At 42.1% G+C, this 24,491-nt stretch carries 23 protein-coding genes; 13 read left to right on the top strand and 10 right to left on the bottom strand.

Annotated elements, in window-relative coordinates; all coding sequences use genetic code 11:
- The first annotated feature begins 43 nt into the window (after positions 1 to 43).
- Both ACMX3D_RS12650 and ACMX3D_RS12645 read left to right on the top strand, forming a co-directional pair.
- The gene (locus ACMX3D_RS12650; protein WP_482751753.1) at positions 44 to 799 is read left to right on the top strand and encodes a Uma2 family endonuclease; all 756 of its coding nucleotides are present in this window, start codon (positions 44 to 46) and stop codon (positions 797 to 799) included.
- Positions 800 to 949: 150 nt separating this feature from the next.
- Entirely contained in the window at positions 950 to 1,567 is a 618-nt protein-coding gene (locus ACMX3D_RS12645) for an acyltransferase (RefSeq protein WP_482751752.1), read from the top strand.
- 199 nt (positions 1,568 to 1,766) lie between these two features.
- Here ACMX3D_RS12645 and ACMX3D_RS12640 read toward each other — a convergent pair whose 3' ends face one another.
- Together ACMX3D_RS12640 and ACMX3D_RS12635 are read right to left on the bottom strand one after the other, a co-directional pair.
- Positions 1,767 to 3,068 carry a Rid family detoxifying hydrolase gene (locus tag ACMX3D_RS12640; protein WP_482751751.1) on the bottom strand — a complete coding sequence of 434 codons (1,302 nt, stop codon included), beginning with the start codon at positions 3,066 to 3,068 and terminating at the stop codon, positions 1,767 to 1,769.
- A 78-nt stretch (positions 3,069 to 3,146) separates the two neighbouring features.
- Positions 3,147 to 3,584, bottom strand: coding sequence for an NUDIX domain-containing protein (locus tag ACMX3D_RS12635; RefSeq protein WP_482751750.1), 438 nt, complete (start codon positions 3,582 to 3,584; stop codon positions 3,147 to 3,149).
- Between the two features lie 166 nt (positions 3,585 to 3,750).
- On the opposite strand from ACMX3D_RS12635, the gene malQ reads away from it, so the two are divergent.
- Positions 3,751 to 5,259, top strand: coding sequence for a 4-alpha-glucanotransferase (gene malQ, locus ACMX3D_RS12630; RefSeq protein ID WP_482751749.1), 1,509 nt, complete (start codon positions 3,751 to 3,753; stop codon positions 5,257 to 5,259).
- A 93-nt stretch (positions 5,260 to 5,352) separates the two neighbouring features.
- Here the strand turns inward: malQ and ACMX3D_RS12625 are convergent, their stop codons facing one another.
- Both ACMX3D_RS12625 and ACMX3D_RS12620 read right to left on the bottom strand, forming a co-directional pair.
- Positions 5,353 to 6,159: a helix-turn-helix domain-containing protein gene (locus ACMX3D_RS12625; protein ID WP_482751748.1), complete on the bottom strand. Its 807-nt coding sequence runs from the start codon at positions 6,157 to 6,159 to the stop codon at positions 5,353 to 5,355.
- The gene (locus ACMX3D_RS12620; RefSeq protein ID WP_482751747.1) at positions 6,156 to 6,950 is read right to left on the bottom strand and encodes a pseudouridine synthase; all 795 of its coding nucleotides are present in this window, start codon (positions 6,948 to 6,950) and stop codon (positions 6,156 to 6,158) included. The genes ACMX3D_RS12625 and ACMX3D_RS12620 overlap by 4 nt, the downstream gene beginning before the upstream one ends.
- Positions 6,951 to 7,090: 140 nt before the next feature.
- On the opposite strand from ACMX3D_RS12620, the gene ACMX3D_RS12615 reads away from it, so the two are divergent.
- Positions 7,091 to 7,804, top strand: coding sequence for an LmeA family phospholipid-binding protein (locus tag ACMX3D_RS12615; RefSeq protein WP_482751746.1), 714 nt, complete (start codon positions 7,091 to 7,093; stop codon positions 7,802 to 7,804).
- Positions 7,805 to 7,855: 51 nt separating this feature from the next.
- Here the strand turns inward: ACMX3D_RS12615 and ACMX3D_RS12610 are convergent, their stop codons facing one another.
- Both ACMX3D_RS12610 and cbiT read right to left on the bottom strand, forming a co-directional pair.
- Entirely contained in the window at positions 7,856 to 8,740 is an 885-nt protein-coding gene (locus ACMX3D_RS12610; RefSeq protein WP_482751745.1) for a phosphatidate cytidylyltransferase, read from the bottom strand.
- An 88-nt stretch (positions 8,741 to 8,828) separates the two neighbouring features.
- The gene (gene cbiT, locus ACMX3D_RS12605; protein ID WP_482751744.1) at positions 8,829 to 9,431 is read right to left on the bottom strand and encodes a precorrin-6Y C5,15-methyltransferase subunit CbiT; all 603 of its coding nucleotides are present in this window, start codon (positions 9,429 to 9,431) and stop codon (positions 8,829 to 8,831) included.
- 92 nt (positions 9,432 to 9,523) lie between these two features.
- Here cbiT and ACMX3D_RS12600 point away from each other — a divergent pair, with 92 nt between their 5' ends.
- Together ACMX3D_RS12600 and tatA are read left to right on the top strand one after the other, a co-directional pair.
- On the top strand, positions 9,524 to 10,915 hold the full coding sequence (locus ACMX3D_RS12600; protein WP_482751743.1) for a serine/threonine protein kinase: 1,392 nt from the start codon (positions 9,524 to 9,526) through the stop codon (positions 10,913 to 10,915).
- Between the two features lie 72 nt (positions 10,916 to 10,987).
- On the top strand, positions 10,988 to 11,161 hold the full coding sequence (tatA, locus tag ACMX3D_RS12595; RefSeq protein WP_482751742.1) for a twin-arginine translocase TatA/TatE family subunit: 174 nt from the start codon (positions 10,988 to 10,990) through the stop codon (positions 11,159 to 11,161).
- 232 nt (positions 11,162 to 11,393) lie between these two features.
- On the opposite strand, the gene cphA is transcribed toward tatA, so the two are convergent.
- The 3 genes from cphA to ACMX3D_RS12580 all read right to left on the bottom strand — a co-directional run bounded on the left by cphA (position 11,394) and on the right by ACMX3D_RS12580 (position 15,359).
- Positions 11,394 to 14,105 carry a cyanophycin synthetase gene (gene cphA, locus ACMX3D_RS12590; RefSeq protein WP_482751741.1) on the bottom strand — a complete coding sequence of 904 codons (2,712 nt, stop codon included), beginning with the start codon at positions 14,103 to 14,105 and terminating at the stop codon, positions 11,394 to 11,396.
- A 173-nt stretch (positions 14,106 to 14,278) separates the two neighbouring features.
- A complete protein-coding gene (locus ACMX3D_RS12585) occupies positions 14,279 to 15,142 on the bottom strand; it encodes a cyanophycinase (RefSeq protein ID WP_482751740.1) in 864 nt (287 codons plus the stop codon).
- On the bottom strand, positions 15,123 to 15,359 hold the full coding sequence (locus ACMX3D_RS12580; RefSeq protein WP_482751739.1) for a hypothetical protein: 237 nt from the start codon (positions 15,357 to 15,359) through the stop codon (positions 15,123 to 15,125). The genes ACMX3D_RS12585 and ACMX3D_RS12580 overlap by 20 nt, the downstream gene beginning before the upstream one ends.
- Positions 15,360 to 15,883: 524 nt before the next feature.
- On the opposite strand from ACMX3D_RS12580, the gene trmD reads away from it, so the two are divergent.
- From trmD to ACMX3D_RS12545, 7 genes are all read left to right on the top strand, one after another.
- Positions 15,884 to 16,594, top strand: a complete 711-nt coding sequence (gene trmD, locus ACMX3D_RS12575; RefSeq protein ID WP_482751738.1) for a tRNA (guanosine(37)-N1)-methyltransferase TrmD — start codon at positions 15,884 to 15,886, stop codon at positions 16,592 to 16,594.
- Between the two features lie 62 nt (positions 16,595 to 16,656).
- The gene (ispF, locus tag ACMX3D_RS12570) at positions 16,657 to 17,139 is read left to right on the top strand and encodes a 2-C-methyl-D-erythritol 2,4-cyclodiphosphate synthase (protein WP_482751737.1); all 483 of its coding nucleotides are present in this window, start codon (positions 16,657 to 16,659) and stop codon (positions 17,137 to 17,139) included.
- A gap of 85 nt (positions 17,140 to 17,224) precedes the next feature.
- The gene (locus ACMX3D_RS12565; RefSeq protein ID WP_482751736.1) at positions 17,225 to 17,743 is read left to right on the top strand and encodes a hypothetical protein; all 519 of its coding nucleotides are present in this window, start codon (positions 17,225 to 17,227) and stop codon (positions 17,741 to 17,743) included.
- 13 nt (positions 17,744 to 17,756) lie between these two features.
- Positions 17,757 to 18,350: a PIN domain-containing protein gene (locus ACMX3D_RS12560; RefSeq protein WP_482751735.1), complete on the top strand. Its 594-nt coding sequence runs from the start codon at positions 17,757 to 17,759 to the stop codon at positions 18,348 to 18,350.
- A gap of 31 nt (positions 18,351 to 18,381) precedes the next feature.
- Complete coding sequence (locus ACMX3D_RS12555) at positions 18,382 to 20,148, top strand: ABC transporter substrate-binding protein (protein WP_482752331.1); 1,767 nt, start codon at positions 18,382 to 18,384, stop codon at positions 20,146 to 20,148.
- A gap of 73 nt (positions 20,149 to 20,221) precedes the next feature.
- Entirely contained in the window at positions 20,222 to 20,998 is a 777-nt protein-coding gene (larB, locus tag ACMX3D_RS12550) for a nickel pincer cofactor biosynthesis protein LarB (RefSeq protein WP_482752330.1), read from the top strand.
- 449 nt (positions 20,999 to 21,447) lie between these two features.
- Positions 21,448 to 21,702 (top strand): hypothetical protein, encoded by a 255-nt coding sequence (locus tag ACMX3D_RS12545; RefSeq protein ID WP_482751734.1) that lies wholly within the window; start codon positions 21,448 to 21,450, stop codon positions 21,700 to 21,702.
- Positions 21,703 to 22,034: 332 nt separating this feature from the next.
- Here the strand turns inward: ACMX3D_RS12545 and bchD are convergent, their stop codons facing one another.
- Positions 22,035 to 24,047 carry a magnesium chelatase ATPase subunit D gene (gene bchD / locus ACMX3D_RS12540; protein WP_482751733.1) on the bottom strand — a complete coding sequence of 671 codons (2,013 nt, stop codon included), beginning with the start codon at positions 24,045 to 24,047 and terminating at the stop codon, positions 22,035 to 22,037.
- Positions 24,048 to 24,491 lie beyond the last annotated feature (444 nt).

Raw genomic sequence — 24,491 nt, 5'->3', positions numbered from 1 at the left:
CTGTCCCCATTCCCTACTCCCTACTCCCCACTCCCTGATAAATATGACAGCCATCGCTACCCAAAACTACCAAATCACCTGGGAAAAACTACCCGATGATTACGTTCTTCCAGATGAGCCAGTGGACAACATCAACCAACCAGCCATAGCCGCAGCACTCACCGAAAGCTTACAATTAGCAGGAAAAATCCCAGATAATGCACTGACAACCACAAATTATGGCATCTGCGCGACTTTAAACAGCATAATGGTCATTAAAGCGCCTGATTGGGCTTATATTGCCAAAATCAACGTTGATAAAGAAGAAGTAATTCGCAGTTACACTCCCCAACTCCAAGGCGATATCCCAGTAATTGTCATGGAATTTGTTTCCGATACAGAAGGGACAGAGTATTCTGCCAAACCAACCTATCCCCCTGGCAAATGGTTTTTCTACGAGCGCATCTTAAAAGTGCCAAATTATGCCATATTTGAGCCGGATAGCGGAAACTTAGAAGTTTATCGCCTAGATAACAATACAGACAGATACACCATACAAACCCCTGATGAAAACCAACATTACTGGATAGCCGAAATGAATCTTTACCTGGGCGTATGGCAAGGTACACGAGAAAATTGTACAAGTTATTGGTTGCGGTGGTGGGATGAAAACGGACAACTACTACTGTGGGGTTCAGAGTTAGTCGAACAAGAACGGCAACGTGTTGAACAAGAACGACAACGCGCTGAACAAGAACGACAACGCGCTGAACGACTAGCAGCGCAATTGCGAGCAGCAGGTATTGAACCACAAGATTAGAGGCTGGTAAATACCTTTTCATCTCATTTTAAGTACACTCCACCCTTTTTGATGTGATGGTGGGGTGTATTTTAAATTTCAGTATTCTTAAAACTATAAGCGATCGCTAATCTTCAAGGGAATACTAAACAATAATCTTTCAGAAAACCCATGAAACAAATTAGCAATAAAATTACCAATAAATTAGAGCGAATATTAATATCTTTCATCCCTCACATTGTCAAGTGGGAAGAATACTTGCAAACCAAAATCAGGCAATATCAACATCAAGAACTCAAGCGCCAATTAAAATTTGTTGGTTCCCGTGTGCGATTTAGAAATGATATTCGGATTGACCATCCGCAAAATGTTTCCCTAGGCAATAAAATTTACATTGGCACAAATGTCGTATTAGATGGTCGCGGTGGAATTACCATTGGCGATAACACTACAATCGGATTTAACGTTGTCATCTTATCTGCGAATCACGATTATCAAAGTAATGCGCTACCTTACGAACACGATGTTTACATTCATAAACCTGTTGTGATTGGTCGGAACGTTTGGATTGGAGCCAATGTTTTAATTATTCCAGGTATTGTGATTGGAGATGGAGCAATTATCGCAGCAGGTACAGTTGTAACTTCTAATGTTGAACCTCTAGCAATTGTAGGCGGTCAACCTAGTAGAGTTATCAAATATAGAGATAAAGAACACTATGAACGTCTTGCTCAAGAGCAAGTAAGTCAACCTGAAGTCTTAATCGCTAATTCTAGTGTTGAAAGTTAACACTGCCATCAATTCTGGAAACTGCTTAATCAATGTTGGATCTATAGCCATCCTATACTAATAATTTTAATTCAACTAAATCACGGCTGGCAGATGGAGCAATGATATAGCGGCTCATTCCGCCCTCTCTCAGGTATTAAAATGAATTTATAACCCCAACTTTTTAAAGAAGTCGAGGTTATTAGCTGATCAACTAGTTTCAAACCACTGCGATACAATCAATTTCTACCAGCACATCTTTTGGTAACCGCGAAACTTGAACACAAGCACGCGCTGGCGCTGTATCTTCAGGGAAGTATTTAGCATAAACTGCATTCACAGCAGCAAAATCATTCATATCAGCTAAAAATACAGTTGTCTTGACAACATTAGCAAAAGTCGCTCCAGCAGCTTTGAGAATTGCTTCTAGATTTGCTAATACTTGCTCAGTTTGCTTTTTTACATCATCAGTGTAAACAACATCACCAAGCCGAGGATCGATCGCAATTTGTCCAGCCACAAATATCATTTGACCAGAAGCTGCGATCGCTTGATTATATGGCCCCACTGGTGCAGGTGCTTGATCAGTATTAATAACTTTTCGTGTCATAGATATTACTTTTTCTAACGATCCTTCCTGTTTACCGACTTCCACCTCAGCAGCGATCGGTTTGTAGATTTCTCCATCAGGCATTATCGCACCAGTTAGGTCAGCATCTATAAAGGTTGCACCATAGATATCTGCACCCGTTAAGTCAGCCCTTCTCAAGTTTGCTTTATTCAGATTTGCATGGGTTAGTTTTGCCCATCGCAAATTGACTTTTTCTAAATTCGCTCCTTGGAGTAGTGCTTTTTTAAGATTAGTACTTTGAAGTGAGGCTGCTGTAAAGTCTACATTAGCTAAGTTCATCTCTGACAAATTCACTTTATCCAATTTTGCTCTAGAGAATTTAGTGCTTTGGAGTTTAGCACGTTCTAACTTTGCGTCAGTTAAATTTGCTAGAGTCAAGTCAGATCCTATTAAATAAGCATCAACTAAATTGACATTGGATAGGTTAGCTTTACTTAGATTAGCTGAAGCTAATGAAGCTACACTTAGGTCTGCATTACTAAGATTAGCTCCACTCAAGTTCACTGCATCTAAATTTGCAGAAATTAATTTTGCGCTACTTAGATTTGTACCTGTTAGCTTTGCTTGTTCTAAGTTTGCATAATATAAATTAGCACTACTCAGATTTGACCAACTTAAATCAGCACCATTTAGTTCTGTCCAATCAAATGTTGCTGAAGAAGCGTTGACTGAATTTAACTTTGTGTTTTTTAGAGATGCTTTAGTGAGATTTGCATTATTAAGATTCGCTTTTGTTAAGTTGGTCTCATTTAAATCAGCACCGCTCAAATTTGCGTTGTTTAGCTCCATATCACTAAAATCTGATCCTTGAAGATTTTGTTCACTCAGATTTACTGAATGAAATTTTCGTTCACCTGCTGCGTATCTCTCCAAAAGTTCCTCAGCATCCATAATGCACCTTTGAATACCACTGACACAGTATAAGCGCAAGTATTCTGTGTCACCAGTATTCTTTTAATTTGCGGTTTGTTAGTTAAAACCTAACCTGGGGCGTATACCATAATGCCGATAATGCCAATAATCCCGCAGAATGCGATCGTGGTCAAAACATAAATTACTCGGCACACGCCAAGACTCAAAAATGCCTACATTTTTGGCATCATCTCCCGCCTTTGGCTCTCCTGTTGCTGTTGCCAAAAATACCATGCTAATCGTATGCTGACGAGGGTCGCGGCTGGGATCAGAATATACCAAAAATTGTTCAATTAACTCTACCTGCAAATTTGTTTCTTCCTCAGCTTCCCGCTTGGCTGCTACTTCCACAGGTTCACCATAGTCAACAAAACCACCGGGAATTGCCCAGCCAAATGGGGAATTAAGCCTTTCAATTAACACTATTGGCCGATGTGGTCGGTCAACCAATTCAATGATGATATCAACCGTCGGAGCAGGATTACGGTAATTCATAGTCACTAGTCATTAAGTTAATAGTCATTAGATTACTAACTAAAGACAAATGACAAATGACTATGAACAAAAGATAAGAATCTGCTTTTCTGTGATAGATTCAATGCGATCGCTTAGCGTGTCGCCCTTGACAATTGCTTTCGCCTATACTTGAAACTAAATAAATATGCCTTTTCCCAGATCCAGCGGCATTTTGCTGCATCCTACTTCTTTTCCCAGCCGATTTGGTATTGGTGATTTAGGCTTAGAAGCCTACAAGTTTATTGATTTTCTCAGAGAGAGCTACCAGCAATATTGGCAAGTTTTGCCTTTGGGTCCTACTGGTTATGGTAATTCTCCTTATGCTGCTTATTCCGCAATGGCAGGTAATCCTTTGCTCATCAGTCCTGAAAAACTTCAAGAGCAAGGTTTACTTTCTGAAGCAGACTTTGCTAATTTGCCACAATTCAACACTGCTCAGGTAGATTACGACAAAATTTTACCAATTAAGGTGGAATTGCTCAAAACGGCCTGCAAAAATTTTCAAGTGCAAGCAACCCCCATACAACAAACAGAATTTGCAGGTTTTTGTGGCAGCAAAGCTTATTGGTTAGATGATTATGCCTTATTCATGGCGCTCAAAGATGCCCACGAAGGAGCAAGCTGGCATACTTGGGAACCAGCACTAGTAAAGCGCGAACCAGAAGCAATTGAGCAAGCACAGCGGCAGTTAAGTGCTGAGATTTTTTATTACAAATTCATCCAGTTTGAATTTTTCCGTCAGTGGTCGGAACTCAAGGCTTATGCCAATATGAGCGGCATTCACATTATTGGCGATATTCCAATTTATGTAGCTCAAGATAGTTCTGACGTGTGGTCACATCCCGACATCTTTTGTCTAGATGAAGAAACCAGAGAACCGAAACTGATGGCGGGAGTTCCACCAGATTACTTTAGTGCTACTGGTCAATTATGGGGTAACCCAGTTTACGACTGGGAAGAATTGCAAAAACAAAACTTTAAGTGGTGGATAGGTCGCTTTGAAGCGATGCTAGATTACGTAGATGTGATTCGCATTGACCACTTTAGAGGATTTGAAGCTTATTGGGCTGTACCGCAAGGCGAAGAAACAGCCATCAATGGCGAGTGGATGAAAGCACCTGGAGATGAGTTGTTTGATGCAATTAAAAATAAATTGGGTAAGCTACCTGTGTTAGCTGAGGATTTAGGAGTAATTACGCCAGAGGTAGAAGCACTGCGTGATAAGTATGAATTTCCTGGGATGAAGGTGTTGCAGTTTGCCTTTGGTTCTGATCCCGGTAATCCCTTTTTACCTTTCAACTACTCACGGAATTTTGTAGTTTATACCGGAACTCATGACAATGACACAACAGTCGGCTGGTTTGATAAAGCCAATGATTACGAAAAGCGAAACTTCTTACTTTATTTAGGTTGTATTAGCCCTGAAGGTGTGCATTGGGATTTGATTCGCTTGGCTTTAAGTTCTGTGGCCAATCAAGCAATTATTCCGTTGCAGGATGTTTTAGGCTTGGGAACTGAGGCGCGGATGAATTTCCCTAGTGTGGCCGAAGGTAACTGGGGGTGGCGCTATCACTCAGAAGCATTGACCAAAGAGTTAAGCGATCGCTTAAAAGCTCTAACCCAATTATACGGTCGCGCTCCCCAACCAAAATGAGGAAACTTGGCAGGGGGCAGAAAGCCAGGGAGAGAATATTTCCCCCTTGCTCCCTGCGCCTTATCTCCCCAGCCTTTTATCTCCCTCATCTTTTCAAGATTGAGGCTTAGCCGCAGCAATCTTCACTTCTTCTGGTTTACCAGGTTCTCCCATTTGTTTAGCTTCTTGCTGATTGACGCTCATCATCACACTACCAGCATTGTCAGTTTTGACTGTCAATTGCTCGTGGGCTTTCCAAACGCGGTGAGTTCCCTCTGGGAGAATTCCTTCAAACTCGGTTTTGCCATCAGCAACTACACGAATCCAGGATGCTTCCTTCAAAGTGACACCAATCTGCACTGATTGATTTTCTTGATTTGCGCTTACAGATTGAGCTTCTGTATTCTCGTTTTCTGAATTTTGTGCTGGTTGTACAACAGTTTCTGCTTGTGGCTGACTTTCACTATTACTAGCGCTAAAGTCAGCACTATTTAACACCTTAGATAAACTGCTCACAGAGCAGACAATCACAAATATGTACAGTAAGTAAAGATGAATCGGGCGTAATAAACCTAGTGATCTATTTACAGGAACAGTGGCTGTTGTCACCACTGGTGTAGAAGTCACAGGAAAAGCCTTAGCAAATTCTGCTCCATTAAAACCTAAAGCATCGGCATATTGTCTAATGAAACCTTGAATATAAACTGGTTCTGGTAAATCTTCTAGATTTCCTTCTTCAATCGCCTGTAGTAGCCGCCGCGAAATTTTGGTAATCACCACCATTTCTTCTAGAGATAAACTCCGCTCTTGACGAGCAGCCCAAAGTTGAGCGCCCATTTCTTTCAACTTTTCTGCTCTTTGTTGCTCTAGAGTTAGTGTTGGTTGCTCATGATTTTTTCTTTTAAACTTAAACCACTTCATGCTTTTGCTACGCTCCTTACCTCAGCTGAATCTTTAATAGTTATGTGCTTGATGCACTTTTGCAAAAAGCGAACCTCTTCATCCCTTAGAGAACGATACTGACCCTCACGTAATAAGGGTTCCTTTGGCTTTTTTAATTGAATTGAACCTATAGCAGTTCGATGTAATTTAATAACTGGATGTCCTAATATTTCGGCTACGCGCCGAATTTGGCGATTTCTACCCTCCTTTAAAACTATTTCTAAACAGCTATTTTCAGCAAAACTTTCTATAAGATTTACTTGAGCAGGGAGCGTTTTTCTTCCATCTAACATCACACCCTGACACCACTTTTCAATTACTGCTGGCGAAGGATGGCCTTTGACCACAACACGATAAGTTTTAGGAATACTATGACGTGGATGGGTGAGTCCAAATGTCAGTTCTCCATCGTTTGTGAGAATTAATGCGCCTGTAGACTCTGCATCTAAACGACCAACAGGATGAATTCCTAAACCTGCACGTAACTTTTTGGGTAGTAAGTCTAAAACTGTCTTTCTTCCCTGAGGATCATCGCAAGTCGAAACTACTCCTGGTGGTTTGTTTAACAACAAATATATTAAAGGCGGGCGCTCTGCGGCAGAAATTAACTTACCATCAATAGCGATCGCATCTGTTTGCGGGTCAACTTTTTGACCTAAATGTGCCAATACCCCATTTACCTGCACGCGCGACTGCCGAATCATTTCTTCAGCTTCCCGACGTGAAGCAATACCTAGTTGAGACAGAGCTTTCTGTAACCTTACCTCCATGTGGAAATTACTTATTCTTTATTCAATCTTTAAATAATAATAGTATTGGCATTTTGTGCTGAATCGCCATAAATGTTACATTTAAGACTTATTTCAGTTCAGTCAGTTGCTGAGCTAATACTCATCAACACAATAATTCCATGCCTGAAAAAAATTCCCAAGCAAAAGGTGCAAACCATATACGAGTTATTACTAACGTCCTCACAACAGCAGTCAAACTCTGGTTAAGAACGCAAGTGAGTCGTGTATCCCAGTTAGAGGTAGATATTAAAGCGAGCGATCGCCAACTTCTCTCTGGTTGTATTCCTTGGGTTTCTGTTTCTGCAAGCGATGCAGTGTATCAAGGCCTCCATATTACACGAATTCAACTCGTAGCGGAGAATATTCAAATCAACATAGGCGCAGTATTGAAAGGCCAGCCCTTACGACTGTTAGCAACAGTACCAGTAATTGGCGAACTGATCGTAGAAGAGAAGGATCTCAACTGTTCCCTCTCATCCGAACTGTTAGGGACTGCTTTAAATGAAGTACTGGTTAAACTTGTACCAGAACACAGCCCAAAATCCAAGCAAATAACTTGGGAAAAAATTATTTTGGAGAATCATCGAATAATTCTGGGTGCTATCGTAACACGTCCCAGTGAAAATACGCCTCTGGAAATATCTTTAAATTTAGATTTACTGAGTAATCATGAATTACGGTTATCACATATTCAAGTGTTAGAAAATGGTGCGCCGCTAGTTGAAGGTAATGATGATTACGATCTAGATTTAGGTTCGGATGTCGAAATCCAAGAACTAAAAGTGATCCCGGCTCAGTTGGTGTGTCGCGGCAAGATTAATGTTAATCCATAAAAAGTCTGAAGTCTGAAGTCTGAAATTGTTCATAGCTTCTGCCTTCTGCCTTCACCTAATCAACGGCAATAACAGTGTGACGAAATAGTAAACCAATGGGGCTGTGAAGATGTAACTGTCAGTACGATCTAAAATGCCACCATGACCGGGGATCAACTGTCCAGAATCTTTCACCCCAGCGTCGCGCTTGAGCATCGATTCAGTTAAATCGCCTAAAAGACTAGCAATGCCAATCAGTAAACCCAAAGCTGTACCTGTGAAGAGATATTTAGGTAACTGAAGATAATAAGCTCCAGCGATCGCTACAACGACACTGGCTGCAATTCCAAATGCTGCGCCTTCCACAGTCTTTTTCGGGCTGATATCAGACAAGCGGGTTTTGCCGAAGAATTTACCAATCACATAAGCGCCGATGTCAGCAGCCCAAATACATAAAAACGCCAGTATTGTGAAAGTGAACCCTGGCGGTAAAACTGCTAAATTTTTCTGGTCTAAAATCTCATTCCAAGAATTAGGCCAATAACCATTTAACAGAATATTACTAACTGCTGCACTACCAATACCCCGTAATCTTACCCAGTAACTTGACAAGTAAGCTACATAAAATAGTCCCATAATCGAAGCGGAAATATCAGCGATCGTGGCCATTTTGGGCTGAAATAGCAAGTAAAAACAAATTACAGTACCACCTAAAGGCAGTACAGCATCAGCTAAACTGCCATCTACCGTACAGATGATCAGCAAAATTTGGCTGACAAATATAGTAGTTTTCGCAGCAGGAACAATGCCTCTAGTCTGCACTAAATTAAAATATTCCAGTTGACCTAAAAAGATGCTGACCGCAATCACAATGGTGAAATACCAACCGCCTAAAAGGGTTGCCACCAAAGCAAGCGCGATCGCAATAATTCCACTAATAATTCGAGACCAAGGCATAAACGATAAGTATGAAATGTTGAAGTATGAAGTGTGAAGTGTGAAGCATTAATTTCAGACTTCATACTTCAGACTTTATCCTTTAGATTTAGTCTAGTTTCTCACCACTGAGGATAAAAATGGGATCAACTGCGGTAAAAGTCTGAGAAAAGCCACGCGTTTCTAAACGATTTACCGCAGACTGAACAACTTCGATATTTCTAGCTCGCAGTTGCGAAAAGCTTTGAGAAATAGCATACAAGGTTTCTAGATTACCAGCTGTAGCGACGACTCGACCTGATGGAGGCAAATAATTCCACACTGCTTGTAAAATTTCTTGGATGGGTCGTCCGCCTTCAATGCACACGCGATGAGGTACTGTCTTAATCTCATGCAAGCATTCTGGGGCGCTACCTTCTAGAACTTCAACATTCTTTACCTCAAAGCGATCGCAGTTACGCTTGATGAGGTTGGCTACTTCTTCATCTCGTTCTACAGCAATAATCTTACCTTTGGGGCAGAGTAACCCAACTTCTACGGGAATTGTACCTGTCCCTGCACCAATATCCCAAAATACTGAATCGGGTTTTAGTCGGAGTTGTGCAATCAATAACAGCCGCACTTCTCGTTGGCTGAAGGGAATTCCCGGCAAATGCTCGAATAATTCGTCAGGAATGCCTGGGGTAACGTAAGGCCAATGTTGGGAAGGCATAGAAACACACATTTATACTAAAGATGTCGGCTTGTCTAATGGGACAAACCATAAACTATAAAAATTTTTACGATGTAGCGTGATAAGTAATCATGGTCACCGAGCAAATATTAGGCGATCGCTACGAAATTCAACAGCAGTTAGGAAAAAAGGCAGGGCGGCGGACATTTGTTGCTCGTGATTTAAAAACTCAACAATTAGTCATCATTAAGTTACTCTCTTTTAATAGTGACTTTGAATGGGATGATCTCAAGTTATTTGAGCGTGAAGCCGAAACTTTAAAATCTTTATCACATCCTGCGATTCCTCGCTATTTAGACTATTTTGAGGTAAATTCACCTACAATCAAAGGATTTGCTCTTGTACAAACTTATATTCCAGCACAAACTTTAGAGCAATACTTACAATCTGGGCGGACTTTTACAGAACTTGAAGTTAAACAGATAGCCACAGCAGTTTTAGAAATTTTGACTTACTTACACGGTTTAAATCCTCCTGTGATCCACCGTGATATTAAGCCTAGCAATATTTTATTGGGAGAGCGTTCTGGTAATAGTGTCGGTCAAGTCTATTTGATAGATTTTGGTTCAGTGCAAACAGTCCTGGCTACTGAAGGTGGAACACGAACAGTAGTAGGTACTTACGGTTATATGCCGCCAGAACAATTTGGTGGACGCACAGTGCCTGCATCTGACTTATATAGTTTAGGTGCAACTTTAATTTACTTAGTTACAGGCACTCACCCGGCTGATTTACCCCAAAAAGATTTTCGGATTCAGTTTGATAGCGCAGTTAATCTCAGTTCGAGTTTGACTCGGTGGTTAAAGTGGATGACTGAACCTAGTCTGGATAGACGTTTGAGTTCTGCAAATGTAGCCCTGCAAGCTTTAAATGATTCCCATTGGCAACCACCAACTACAGCTTTAACTGTTGGTAAACCAGCTGGGAGCAAAATCCAACTCACAAAAAATTGGGATGCACTAGAAATTAGCATTCCACCAAGTGGTTTTAAGGCATCGATGCTATTTACTGGTGGATTTGCGATCGCCTGGAATTCATTTATTTTATTTTGGACAATCAACGCTCTTGCTGCACCTTTCCCGGCAAATATTCCCTTTGTTTTGTTCTCTTTGCCTTTTTGGAGTGCTGGCTTTGTCATGCTCTGGGGTTTAATATTTGGTTTATTTGGCAGCCTGCGATTACGAATAGATCACCAGGAAATTAGCGTCAAACGTGATTTATGGGGTTGGACATTTTTTAAACCTCAGCGATCGCCTAGAGAAAATATCACCAAGATAGTTTACATTCCCCAGCATTTTATTAAAGATAGTGAAGGTAATCGAACTACCATCCCAGCAAGATTAGATATCTGGGTTGGAGTCAAAAAATATCCGGATGGTAATATTGTCTTATCAGAACCAGAACTGAAATGGTTAGCTCATGAATTAAGCGATTGGTTAGGTATCCCCCTTACCCAAGACTAGACAAGATGCTGTCAGAAATAGCTTGTACATCACAGTTTATAGTTGACTACAGAAGCTTGAGAGGAAACTTGTATGTTTGGACTTGGATGGCCAGAAGTGGGTGTAATTGCCATAGTCGCGCTGCTGATTTTTGGCCCGAAAAAAATTCCTGAACTGGGAAATGCACTAGGCAAGACTTTGCGGGGTTTTAAAGAAGAATTGAATACTCCTAATGATGAAAAAAGTGTGGAAAAAGAACAAGAATAAGGGGATAGGTTACAGGGGACAGGTTACAGGCTAAAGCATTGTTTTGACTGCCATAATAGTCATTACGCTATTGAGTTGAAAATATAAAGGCGCGAAGTTCTCGCGCCTTTACTAATGAAAAATCCTAATTGTATCTACAGCAGATTACAGGTGATTGAGGTACAAATTTTCAGAAAAAAGCGTATATGAAAGTACTTTTAACCTATTGTCTGTTCCTTGTTCCCTGTCCCTGTTATAACAGTGTGTTGATTACCGAGGAAGGTGACACCCCATTGTGATTTTGATTTTCTGTGGCTGCTGTAGGAGTGTTTTGTAGAGGCACTTCCTCTTTAACTAGACCACGTACTTTAATTAATTTAATGGCGCGACTAACGCTCTCTGGCAAAATTACCACTAGGCCGTTTTCTGGAGCCATATCCAAAGCTTTATTAATTGCTTGGGTTTCGTCCATGATAACTTCGCAACGTGCATCGGGTTTAACTTGATTAATACCCTTCATAATCAATTGCGAGGCTGATCCCCGTGGTCTACCACGTGTGTCATCGTCTTCTTTAACAACAATGTAGTCGAAAATATCGGCGGCTAGTTTACCCAAGGTAACAAAGTCTTCATCGCGGCGATCACCAGGGCCACCAACGACACCAATTCTTTGTCCGGTGTTCCAGTTACGGACAAATGCACCCACGGCTTCGTAACTGGCTGGGTTATGGGCGTAGTCTACTAAGGCGTGGAAGGTTCCTAAGTTAAATAGGTTCATCCGGCCTGGTGTTTGACTTACAGAAGCACGGAATGTCTTTAATCCGGCGCGAATTTGTTCAATGGTAACGTTCTGCACAAAGGCTGCCAAACTGGCTGCTAAAGCGTTGGCAATCATAAACGGTGCGCGTCCGCCCATTGTCAGTGGTATTTGTTCTGCCCTTTCGATGCGGTGTGTCCAATCGCCCTTGACAATTGATAGATAGCCGTTTTCATAGACTGCGGCTACTCCCCCTTGTTGAATGTGCTTGCGGACTAATTCTGAGTCCGGGTTCATGGTGAAGTAGGCAATGTTCGCTTTGGTTTTTTCTGCCATTGCAGCCACACGGCGATCGTCAGCATTGAGTACAGCATAGCCATCAGGATATACAGCTTCGGCAACTACACTCTTGAGGTTGGCTAATTGATCGATGGTATCAATATCGCCGATACCCAAATGATCAGCAGCTACATTCAGCACTACACCGACATTTGCCGCTTCAAACCCCAAGCCGGAACGTAAAATACCACCACGAGCGCTTTCTAATACAGCTACTTCTACAGTTGGGTCTTGCAGGATGAGATGGGCGCTTTGGGGGCCTGTGTTATCACCTGCTTCTACTAAGTAATCCCCGATATAAGTTCCATCTGTAGTTGTGTAACCTACTACCTTACCTGTTTGTTTATAAATATGTGCCAGCAGTCGGGTAGTGGTGGTTTTACCATTTGTACCTGTAATGCTGAGGACGGGGATACGGCTAGACTGCTCGTTGGGGAACAGCATATCAATCACCGCACCAGCAACGTTGCGGGGAATCCCAGAACTGGGGGCAACGTGCATCCGAAAACCAGGAGCCGCGTTGACTTCTACAATTACCCCATCGACTTCGCGCAAAGGACGGCTAATATCTGTGGTGACGATATCTAAGCCAGCGATATCTAAACCGATGGTCTTAACTACCCTTTGCGCCAGCCAAATGTTCTCAGGATGGATTTCGTCAGTCCGGTCTACGGCAATGCCACCCGTACTGAGGTTGGCGGTAGCGCGGAGGTAACAAATTGTCCCCTTTGGTAATACACTATTGAGAGTGTAACCTTGGCGTTCTAGTAGTTGGTAGCTAGTCCGGTCTAGTTCAATCTTGGTGAGAACTTTATCGTGTCCTTCACCGCGATTTGGGTCTTTGTTGGTTTCCTCAATTAATTCGGCGATCGTTAATCTACCATCACCAACCACATGAGCAGGCACACGTTCGGCTACGGCCACTACTTTGCCATCTACCACGAGTACCCGATGATCGCGCCCAACGTAATACCGCTCAACAATTATTGACCGAGAAACTTGTCTAGCTGCTTCATAAGCTGCTTCGGCTTCTTCCCAGTTCCTAATATCAATGGTGATGCCACGTCCATGATTACCGTCGAGTGGCTTAATCACGATAGGATAGCCACCAACGTATTCAATCGCTTCTTCTAAATCATCCAAAAAGTTGATTACTGTACCTCTAGGTACTGGGACACCAGCTGCTGCTAAGATACGTTTTGTTGCTTCTTTATCACAAGCTAGTTCCACTCCCAGAATGCCAGTTTTATCCGTCATGGTGGCTTGCATCCGCTTTTGGTTCACGCCGTAGCCTAGTTGAATCAAAAAGCGTGCGCCCAGTTGCATCCAGGGAATGCCTCTTTTTTCTGCTTCTTTGACAATTGCTTCTGTAGAGGGGCCTAAAGAAGCGTCACGCCAGAAGTCCTTTAGGTCTTGGATATCTTGTTCTAGTTCTGCCTTGGGATAGCGGCCGCGGTCTACAATGCTTTGGCACAGCCTGACTGCGGCTCTGCCTGCATAGCGCCCCGCTTCCTCGTTCAGGTATTCTATGACTACCTGATAAACTCCGGGGGTGGAAGTTTCACGGGTGCGACCAAAGCCGACGTGCATTCCAGCTAGTTCTTGGAGTTCTAAAGCTACGTGTTCCACAATGTGGCCCATCATAGTACCTTCTCGTACCCGCATTAGAAAACCACCATGACAGCCAGGCGAACAATAATGACCCTCCAGACTTGGCAGCGCCTCAACTAATCCTTCATAAAATCCAGGGATTTCATTTGAGGGCGTCTCGGCAAGGTTCTCTAAATCGAGGCGCATGACGATCAGTTTGTGGCGTCGAATGCTCCAGTAGTTTGGGCCGCGTAAGGTCTGGATCTTGAGGATTCTCATGGGAATAGGTAGATGGAGATTCGGAACCAAAATTCTAGTTTCATACTGGAATTGACCGCTAAACTGTTTATAGTGAACAGTTTTTTCTGTTTACATGGTATTCCGCTAAATTTTTCTACCGCAATAAATAAACATGCGATCAACCTCAATGTAACCTCGGATACTCTATACCGTCAGCTGGAGATCCGGTGTACCGCAGGCAATACAGTCCGCTGGTACAGGTGAAAGCGATCGCCATAACTGAGGATATGTAGACGTAAGTTGTGCAATGTTAATGGTTCATTAGCACCAACATGAGGTTCATTGGTATGGGTGACTTCAGTCGGGTCGACAATAGTGACACTGCCTTTGCCCATAACTTGTAGCCAACCATCACGTTCAAATACAGCACAGGTATCTTCATCGATACCAATTCCCAGTCGGTCTGGATGAGAGGCGATCGCACTAATCAGACGACCCATACGATTGCGGTTGTGGAAGTGTTGGTCAACAATTACTTCTGGAATAAATCCTAAACCTGTTGCCATATCCACTAAAGAGCGATTTGGTGTTTCGCCACTACCGCCACCAGCAATCATGTGATGCCCCATTACGGCTGCACCAGCACTAGTGCCTGCTAAGGTTAATTGTCCTCCTCTCACCCGCTGACGGATAATTTCCATCGCTGGGGTGTCTGCCAATACGCCACAAAGGCGCAGTTGGTCTCCTCCGGTGAGAAATACCCCGCTACACGCCTCTAGAGATGCCTTGATCTGGGAGGATTCACACTGTTCCCGCTCACGAATGTCTAAGATTTCAACTTTTTCAGCACCCATCTCCTCAAAAATGCGAATGTACCGACCACCGATAATAGCGGGTTCGCGGGAGGCAGATGGAACAATTGTAATATAAGCCTTACTAGCACCAGCACGACCGAAAAAAGTTCTCAGGATTTCGCGCCCATGAACTTTATCTTCAGCGCCACCGATGACCATAACAGCGGTTTTAGTTGCTTGGGGTGTCCTCATTTCCAGCGATTTAGCTTTCAATTGCTGCATTTTGTTCTCCTGTCAACAACTTCAGGAGCCATCGCTTTGGTAAGGCAGCGCGGTCTTGGGGAGCCACTGTGTTGGGCGGCTTTGCCGACTCCCTCAGTGGCGTGGTTTCCCCCATGAGCGACTGCCGCGCATGGTTCCCTGGCTTGTGGCGAATGGCGTGAGCCATCGCTTTGGACGGGTTCCCTGGCTTGTGGCGAATGGCGTGTGAATTTAACAAGGTTCAGTATCCTAATGCTTTGGGCATTTTGCTTTCTTAAGAGGACACTTTTTGGAAGTTGCAAGGGGCAATTTCTGCCAACTTGGCTTCTTGCTTGAGGCACATGAAACATTATTTTTCATGTATCTATTGCCTTTCCTCAAAGCCAGCGCCTTGTTGTTCACCTGTCCACGGTTCCAGACTGGCAGAATATTGTTTAGGATCTAGGGTTCCTTGGGGAAGTTGGGAACTAAGTTTCCTTTCTGGGATTGGGTGTGAGCAGGTCTTAACACGCTGTTTCCGAGTCTGGCTCGATGCATCCTGGAAGTTGTTAACTTTGGTCAGATTATTAATTTAAATGTAGTTGTGACAATATTTAAACATAAATTAAGTAATTAGAAAAACTTTGGTTGCCACTAAAAATCAACAGTTCTAGTACTTTTAGATACTATTGATTAAGCTTATCTGTAGTTGTAACCTACATTTGCTTCTTGTGTTTACTAGACATTCAATTTTAAGATTAGTGTTCTCGAATACGAATTACTGTGCGCTTTGATATAGTTACGCTTTTTCCAGATTGTTTTACCTCAGTTCTTAGTTCTGGGCTGTTAGGTAAAGCTTTAGCCAAACAAATTGCCCTAGTTAATTTAGTAAATCCTAGAGACTTTACAAATGACAAACACCGAAAGGTAGATGATGAACCCTACGGGGGTGGCGTGGGGATGCTGATGAAGCCAGAACCAATATTTGGCGCTGTGGAGTCACTGCCCTGTTTACCTCGCAGAGAGATAATTTTGATGAGTCCGCAAGGTCAAACAATCAACCAACCTCTGTTGCGGGAGTTGGCGACTAATTATGACCAACTAGTGGTCATCTGTGGACATTATGAAGGGGTAGATGAGCGAGTGCAAAATTTAGTGACAAGGGAAGTCTCTTTAGGAGATTTTATTCTCACAGGTGGCGAAATTCCCGCAATGGCTTTAATTAATGGCGTGGTGCGCCTCCTACCTGGAACTGTTGGCAAAGTTGAGTCTCTGAAGGCCGAAAGTTTTGAAGAGGGATTATTGGATTATCCCCAGTATACTCGTCCTGCGAATTTTCGCGGTTGGAAGGTGCCAGATGTCTTACTTTCTGGGAATCACGCCGCCATTGCTCGTTGGCGTTATGAACAACAAATCAAACGCACAGGCGATCGCCGTCCCGATTTGCTCTCAAAATGGCTACAGGACAAAGAGCAGGGGGATGAAAAAGTATGAAGTGTGAAGTCTGAAATACTCCTGCTTCTTGCCTTTTGACCATTGACTATTGACTATTGACTATGAACATCAGAATTGGTAACGGCTACGATATTCACAGATTAGTGAGCGATCGCGCTTTAATTTTGGGTGGAATTCAAATTCCCCACGAACTGGGTTTACTGGGTCATAGTGACGCTGATGTATTAACTCATGCCATTATGGATGCCATGCTAGGAGCTTTATCCTTGGGTGATATTGGCCATTACTTTCCCCCCAGCGATCCCCAATGGGCGGGCGCAGATAGTTTGATACTTTTAACTCAAGTACATCAGCTAATTAAAGAGCAAGGTTGGCAAATAGGCAATATTGATTCAGTAGTAGTAGCAGAACGTCCAAAATTAAAACCGCATATTGAAAAGATGCGAGACAAACTAGCGACTGTTTTAGAATTGCAGCCTAATCAAGTTGGCATCAAAGCTACCACCAACGAAAAACTAGGCCCAGTCGGACGAGAAGAAGGCATCTGTGCTTATGCCGTAGTCTTACTCGTAGCTGCTGATTAAGCTAATAATTTTTTAGCAGCTAGGATAAATGTAAATGAACAATTAATCTATCTAAAATTATTAACTAGCTGGGAGCCTGATAAAAATGGAAGTCGCAAAACTTCAACCTGTTAATTATGTTGCTGATATTGTTGTTTTAAATAAAGACAAAAAGATTGTTTTAGTTGTGGAAGTTAAAAATTTAGAAACAGAAAGAACTGTTGCAAAAGAAAAAGGGTTATCACAACTAAAACTTTACTGGACAATAGCACACAAAAATCCATTTTTAGTAATTAATGATGTCGTCTTTGCTATGCTAGTTGATTTGAAAAACATAGAAATATTTAGATATAAAATATCTAAAAACCTTCCTTCACTACAGAGGCTTAGTTCATTTCAAACATCTGACATTCTTAGCTATTATGATGCAGAATTTAGCCATAAAAGAATATTTAATTTATACATGGAAACGCTGGTAGAAGCATGGCTACGTGATTTAGCATATCACTGGAAATCAGAATTTCCGCCAGCCTCAAATGGATTAGCAGATATTGGTTTATTATCACAACTGGAAGGGGGAAAAACTTATTCTCAGGTAAACATAGGTGCTGATACTTTATATTGAAACCAATTTTTTGATGGCTATTGCCAAGGGAAGAGATTTACAAGCAGAAAATTTACTTCGGAACCCACCACAATCAATTCATATAGTAATACCAGCTATTTGTTATATTGAAGCTCTTTCTACATGGGAAAAAGAAAAGAATTACGCCCAAAAGTTTGGACAAGAGTTAGACAAACAAATTAATAACTCAGAGCGCGATCTAAGCTCTCCTAATGCTAAAGCTTTTTTATCTAATTTAGAGCAAGTCAAAATTTTAAACATATCGTTACTTAATGATATTCAACAGAGATTATCTAATGCAATAAACATTCTTCTAGAAAAAGCTGAATTAATACAGTTAGAACAACGAATTATTCAGGATATTTCTCAATCAACTATCATCCAACCAGAAACTTTGCTTATTCAAAATGATATTATGGACAACTTAATTTTAAGGAGTGTTATTGAACACGCAAACTCACATAGTCAACAAGCTAAAGTGTTTCTGAGTGAGAATAAGACTGATTTTGGCAAGCCAGAAATACAGTCAGCTTTGCATAATGCAGGAAGAAGCTACTTTAGCAGAACTCAAGATTTTTTGGGTTGGCTACAATCTCAAAATAGTTAACATAATTACAATTAGGCAAGCTAATACAAATATGTTTTCGTTAATTAAACGTTTTTGGATATTCATAATTTTATCTGCATTTACAGCAGTTACAGTTGCAGCTTGTAACCCTAGCAACTTTAAAAGTTCGGCTGCACAAATACCCCAAGTAGTAAGCAGTATTCTTAGTGATCCTAAAACATTCAATTATCCTCTTAGTCAAGAATCACCGAATATTTTTGGTTTAACTTACGAAGGCTTGGTTGACCAAAATCCCATTACTGGAAAAGTTGAGCCAAGATTAGCCGAATCTTGGCAAATTTCCGCAGATAAATTGAAGTTTACTTTTACTCTGCGTCAAGGCTTGAAATGGTCTGATGGTAAGCCACTCACAGCCGATGATGTTGTGTTTACCTACAAAGATATTTATTTTAATGAAGCAATTCCGACAGATGTTAGAGATGCTTTCAGAATTGGTATTAGTCGGAAACTACCCACTATTCAAAAAGTAAATGAACGGCAAGTAGAATTTACTTTACCAGAACCCTTTAGACCTTTTCTATTGAATACAGGTACTCCTATATTACCCGCTCATGCTTTGCAAAAATATGTCAAACAGAAAGACAGTGAAGGGAAACCGATATTTTTGAGTAAATGGGGTGTTGATACTCCTCCTAACGAAATTATCGTTAATGGCCCATACAAACTTGAGCGCTATGACACTAGTGAGCGTGTAGTATTTCGGCGTAATCCTTACTATTGGCGTAAAGATGCTCAAGGTAAAGCGCAGCCTTATATTGAACGATTGGTTTGGCAAATTGTTGAAAATACAGATACTTCCTTACTTCAATTTCGTTCTGGTGGGTTAGATACTGTGGGTGTCACACCAGATTACTTTTCTCTGCTTAAGGTGCAAGAAAAACAGGGAAATTTTAAAATTTATGGGAATGAACCTGCAACTGGCACTAGCTTTGTTTTGTTTAATTTGAATAAAGGGAAAAGAAATGGAAAACCATTGGTAGATCCAATAAAATCACGTTGGTTTAACACAGTAGAGTTTAGGCAGGCAGTTGCTTATGCTATTGACCGCCAAACAATGATTAATAATACTTTTCGTGGGTTAGGAAGACCTCAAAACTCACCAGTTACTGTACAGAGTCCCTATTATCTTTCACCAGAAGAAGGATTAAAAACCTACAATTACGATTTGGAAAAAGCCAAACAACTATTAACTAAAGCTGGATTTAAATATAACGCACAAGGTCAATTATTAGATTCTGAAGGGAACCGTGTTCGCTTTACTTTGCTCACTAATTCCGGTAATAAAATTCGTGAAGCAATGGGAGCGCAGATTAAACAAGACCTAGCTAAAATCGGTATGCAAGTTGATTTTACTCCCATCGCATGGAGTACCTATACAGATAAACTTTCTAATACCTTAGACTGGGAAGCTTCTTTACTCGGTTTGACAGGTGGTTTAGAACCAAATGATGGGGCTAATGTTTGGTCACCTGAGGGTGGCTTGCATATGTTTAATCAAAAACCACAACCTGGGCAAAAACCAATTGAAGGCTGGGAAGCTTCTCCTTGGGAGTTAGAAATTGGTAAACTTTATATCCAAGCTACTCAGGAATTTGATGAGGCAAAAGTTAAAGAAATTTATGGTAAAACCCAACAGATTACCCAGGAGAATCTGCCCTTTATTTATTTGGTAAATGGATTATCAATGACAGCAGTACGCAATCGCTTTGAAGGCATTAACTATTCTGCTATTGCTGGGGCATTCTGGAATATTCATGAAATTAAAATTACAAAATAGTTAATAGTCAAGAGTCAATAGTCCATAGTAAAAACCATTGACAAATGACAAATGACAAATGACAAATGACACAATGACAAATGACAAAAATTTGCGATCGCTCCTCGAAGCCGTTGCCAATGGTAAAGTTAGCCCAGATACTGCCTTAGACTCACTCAAAAACTTAGCCTATGAACCTGTGGGTGAGTTTGCCAAAATCGACAACCATCGTACACTGAGAACCGGTTTCCCGGAAGTCATTTGGGGGCCTGGGAAAACTATTGAACAAATTGCCCGCATTATCGAAGTGATGCGCCAACGTAACCCCGTGGTGATGGCTACTCGCATCGAACCATCAGTTTATGCGGTACTGCAATCAAAAGTTCGGGGTTTGCAATACTACGAATTAGCAAGAATTTGCGCTATTACTCCCGAAACTATCGAACCACAGTTTCCGGGAGAGATTGGTATTCTCTCGGCTGGTACTGCTGACTTAGCTGTAGCTGAAGAAGCCGCAGTCACAGCAGAACTTTCTGGTTTTCGCGTCCAGCGACTTTGGGATGTAGGTGTAGCTGGAATTCACCGCTTGCTGAGTAACCGTCACCTAATTGATTCTGCATCAGTGTTAATTGTTGTAGCTGGTATGGAAGGTGCTTTACCAAGTGTGGTTGCAGGTTTGGCTGATTGTCCTGTGATTGCTGTTCCTACAAGTATTGGCTATGGTGCAAGTTTTGGTGGTTTAGCACCTCTATTGACAATGCTTAACTCTTGTGCAGCTGGCGTTGGTGTAGTCAATATTGATAACGGTTTTGGCGCAGCCGTATTAGCAGGGCAAATTTTGCGGACAGCGGCGAAATTACCTCAACTGTAGGACTGCTTTACCTTGGTTTGAAAAACTAACGTTGAAATTATTGTGGTTGTCTTTAGTTGAAACCCTAGCAGTACAGAGTAGTAGAGACATCAGCCAAGAGATTTCTTGAAGAAGAGTAGAGATTAATAATGAGGAAGAAATTATGGTGGGATAAAAATCTCATTAGTACTGCTTTGTTTGGCTTGGGCTGAGTCAGAAAGATGAGTGTGTCTTGGCAGAGAGAAGAGATGACTAATTCTGTCTTTTGATAAATAATGTATCTGCAAAAAGGAATAGCAAAGAGTTATCAGCCTTGAGTAATCTAAGGCTAGGGCGTATTTCAAACTATAACCACAACCGAATTACAGTGATTGAAATTCCTGAGACTACAAGCCCAACAGCTACAGAGACTGGGCTTGCAGCCAAGAAATCGGTTAAGTCCATTTTTTCGAGTCCCAGAGGAATGAAAAATGAGTTTAGAAACTTATCGGAAGGAAGTAGAACACCTGGGAGAATCGCAGGGTGTTAAAGACCACGACCATGATATGGTTCACGATCTGAGTCGAAGACTGGATGCCCTATGGCGTTACGATCAATATATTGCTAATGCTGAGGGGTATGATTCAGTACAAGCCTTTTGGAGAAAGGTTAAGGAACAAGAGAAACAAAACATAGTGGAGTTAAAGAAACTTCTCTCAGAACATATTAGGCTTGGTGATTTCTAAACTTTTGGAGAAGCATCAGTCAAGCTTTTTCCAGAGGTCGAAGGCAAAGACGAATCTACTAAAAAAGGCGATCGCGTCGTTGTAAACTAACGTCAATTTTCAGGTAAATAAACCTCATACCATTTCACGTTAATCATGATAAACATCAATTTTGTAGAGACGCGATATATCGCGTCTCTACACAGTCTGTATTTGTATCAGATTTTTTGTGAAATGGGATCAGTCATTGGGGCGAACGTCTGTTCGCCCTTAAAAATAGTATTGCCGGAGTGGTTGGGAATAAACAAAGACGCATTTTGTCTTTAGACTATTAATTCCAGTGCCTGTTTTATTCATCCTTTGATATCTGCTATTGCGTTCTGCGTCATCGCTGCAATTATTCGCTCTGTTGTTTTAGGTAAGTAATAATATTTACCGCCTGCCCGTTGTACTATCTCTTTGGGCAGCCCACTTGAAATAAACTTATTTTCTGTATCAATGACCAATAGCTGCATTCCTAATCTCCGAAGTTTTACAGCAATATCTAGCACTTCTCCCTTTATATCTGGTTTCTCTTCACCCAAAAACGGTTGACCAAGAGAGCGCGACAGAGAAATATTCGCTCCACCATCGGTAATCAGTACAATTACAACTTGACCAATATCTTTGGATTGCATAGCATTTGAGCCGACTCGCACTGCTTGAGCCAGACCGTGAGCCAGGGGAGTACCTCCACCACAAGGTAAGCAGTCTAGCCGTTTGTGAGCAGTTGTAATTGAGCGAGTGGGAGGCAACAACACCTCTGCACGTTCACCCCGGACGGGAATTAAAGCAATTTGGTCGCGGCTACGATATGCTTGCGCTAACAACTGCAAAGCTGCACCTTTGGCTGATTGCATTCGATTCAAGGCCATTGAGCCAGAAGCATCAACGACAAAAATGACCAATGCTCCAGCTTTGCGGGCTAATCGCTTGACTCGAATATCGTCGTCTTCAATAATCACCCGACGACCTGGCTGACGTTGGTGACGTATCTTTTGGTGGGGAGCAGCAGCACGCAAGGTGGCATCTATAGCAATCCGTTGGATTTTGCCTTTGGGAAACATCGGCTTGACATAGCGCCCTCGGTCTTGGGAAAAAATTAGCCCACGCCCCCCAGCTTTACCCTGTCTGCGGTGGGCGATTTTGGCAAAGTAAAGCACCGCAGGGTCAAGAATGACTCCTTCTGGGGAAAAGACAAATTCTTCAGGGATACTTGGTGTTTCCTGTTCGGTTTTCTCCTGGGTTTCGGTGTCTGTTTGTTCCGGTTGTTCTGGTTGCGGTTCGGGTGGCGGTGGCGGCTGTTCCATCGTCAACTCAATTACCGTTGCTCTGGGTACAATTACTAATTCAACTGCATGGCGCAAATCCTCAGCATTCACTTCTAACCGCCCATTCAAAGCCGCACTCGCTCTAGCGACTCGCAGTGCAAACAATTCGGCTCGATGTCCCTGTACCTGACCGCGAATCGCTTCATTGACTAAGTAGGTAATCTGCTCGCGTTTCACTCGCACATCTTTCAGTAATGCTCGCGCTAGAATAATTTGAGTTTTGAGGTCTGCGATGTCTTCGGCATATTGCTGGAGAAATTTTTGCGGAGATTCTGCGTAACTGACAGCTTGCTCGACAGCTTGAACGCGCTGATCTATACTCAACACCTCATCAGCAGAAAGCGCGATCGCAATTCGGTCAAGTAAATGTTCTCGCAGTTTACCTTCTTCTGGATTGTAGGTAGCAATGAACAAAGGTTTGCAGGGATGCTGAAAACTAATGCCCTCCCGCTCAATTTGGTTGCGCCCCTCAGCTAAAATAGCCATGAGCGGATTAGCGATATGTTCCTCCAGCAAATTAATTTCATCCACATACAAAATTCCCCGGTGAGCCTGTGCCAGTAATCCAGGTTGAAATACCGTCTCTCCCTGCTTGATTGACTGACTGACATCTACTGAACCTAGCAATCTATCTTCGGTCACGCCCAGGGGAACTTGTATAAAAGGGGCGGGAATTACTGCTGTTGGCAGTAGGGATAAATTAGCTTCTCCATTCTTCTGTTGGCTGCTGCTCCTAACTGTTTCATCATCCCACTCATCTGGTTTCTCAGGATCACAGTTGCAGCAAGAACCCTGAACTACTTCGATAGGGGGAAGCAGCGCATGAAGAGCGCGAGCCATAACTGATTTAGCTGTACCGCGACGACCAGAAATTACCACCCCTCCCAAATCAGGGTCTACAGCGACTAGTAATAACGCCAATTTGATCGCCTCATGACCAACAATAGCTGTCAGGGGAAAGGTAGAAATTACAGATGAGTGACTTGATAAATTCATGGGGCGCTCCCCTTGAATATTTGTTGCAACTGGGCGATTTTGAGTAGTTTTTTAATCAGACATCAACATTTACATTGATCTGTTCAACAAACTGTAAACCTTCTAAAACCTATTTCGCTCCTGTCTAAAGCCTCAGCTTTTCAAAAACCTCTCAGCAAACTCCTTGCTTTCTCTTCCCTTTCTCAATCAAGTGATTTGATAAGAAGTTCTAGGGCGATTTAGCCTCTACGACCAGATATGAAATTTATCTAAGCCAGCCAGTAAGACACCCCTAGCCAATCCTAATTAAAGGATAGATTTCTGTTGTGAAAAAGTTGTGAGGGTACTTAAAGCTTAATATCATGTCCAGCTGTTATCTATGCCAACTCAAGCCTCTAGTCTCTAGCTCGTATCAAATTAACCAAATACTGGACATCCCATATATGTAGAGGTTATGACATAAAG

The organism is Anabaena sp. TISTR 8404 (assembly GCF_056847745.1).
This window is presented reverse-complemented; position numbering and strand designations above follow the sequence as displayed.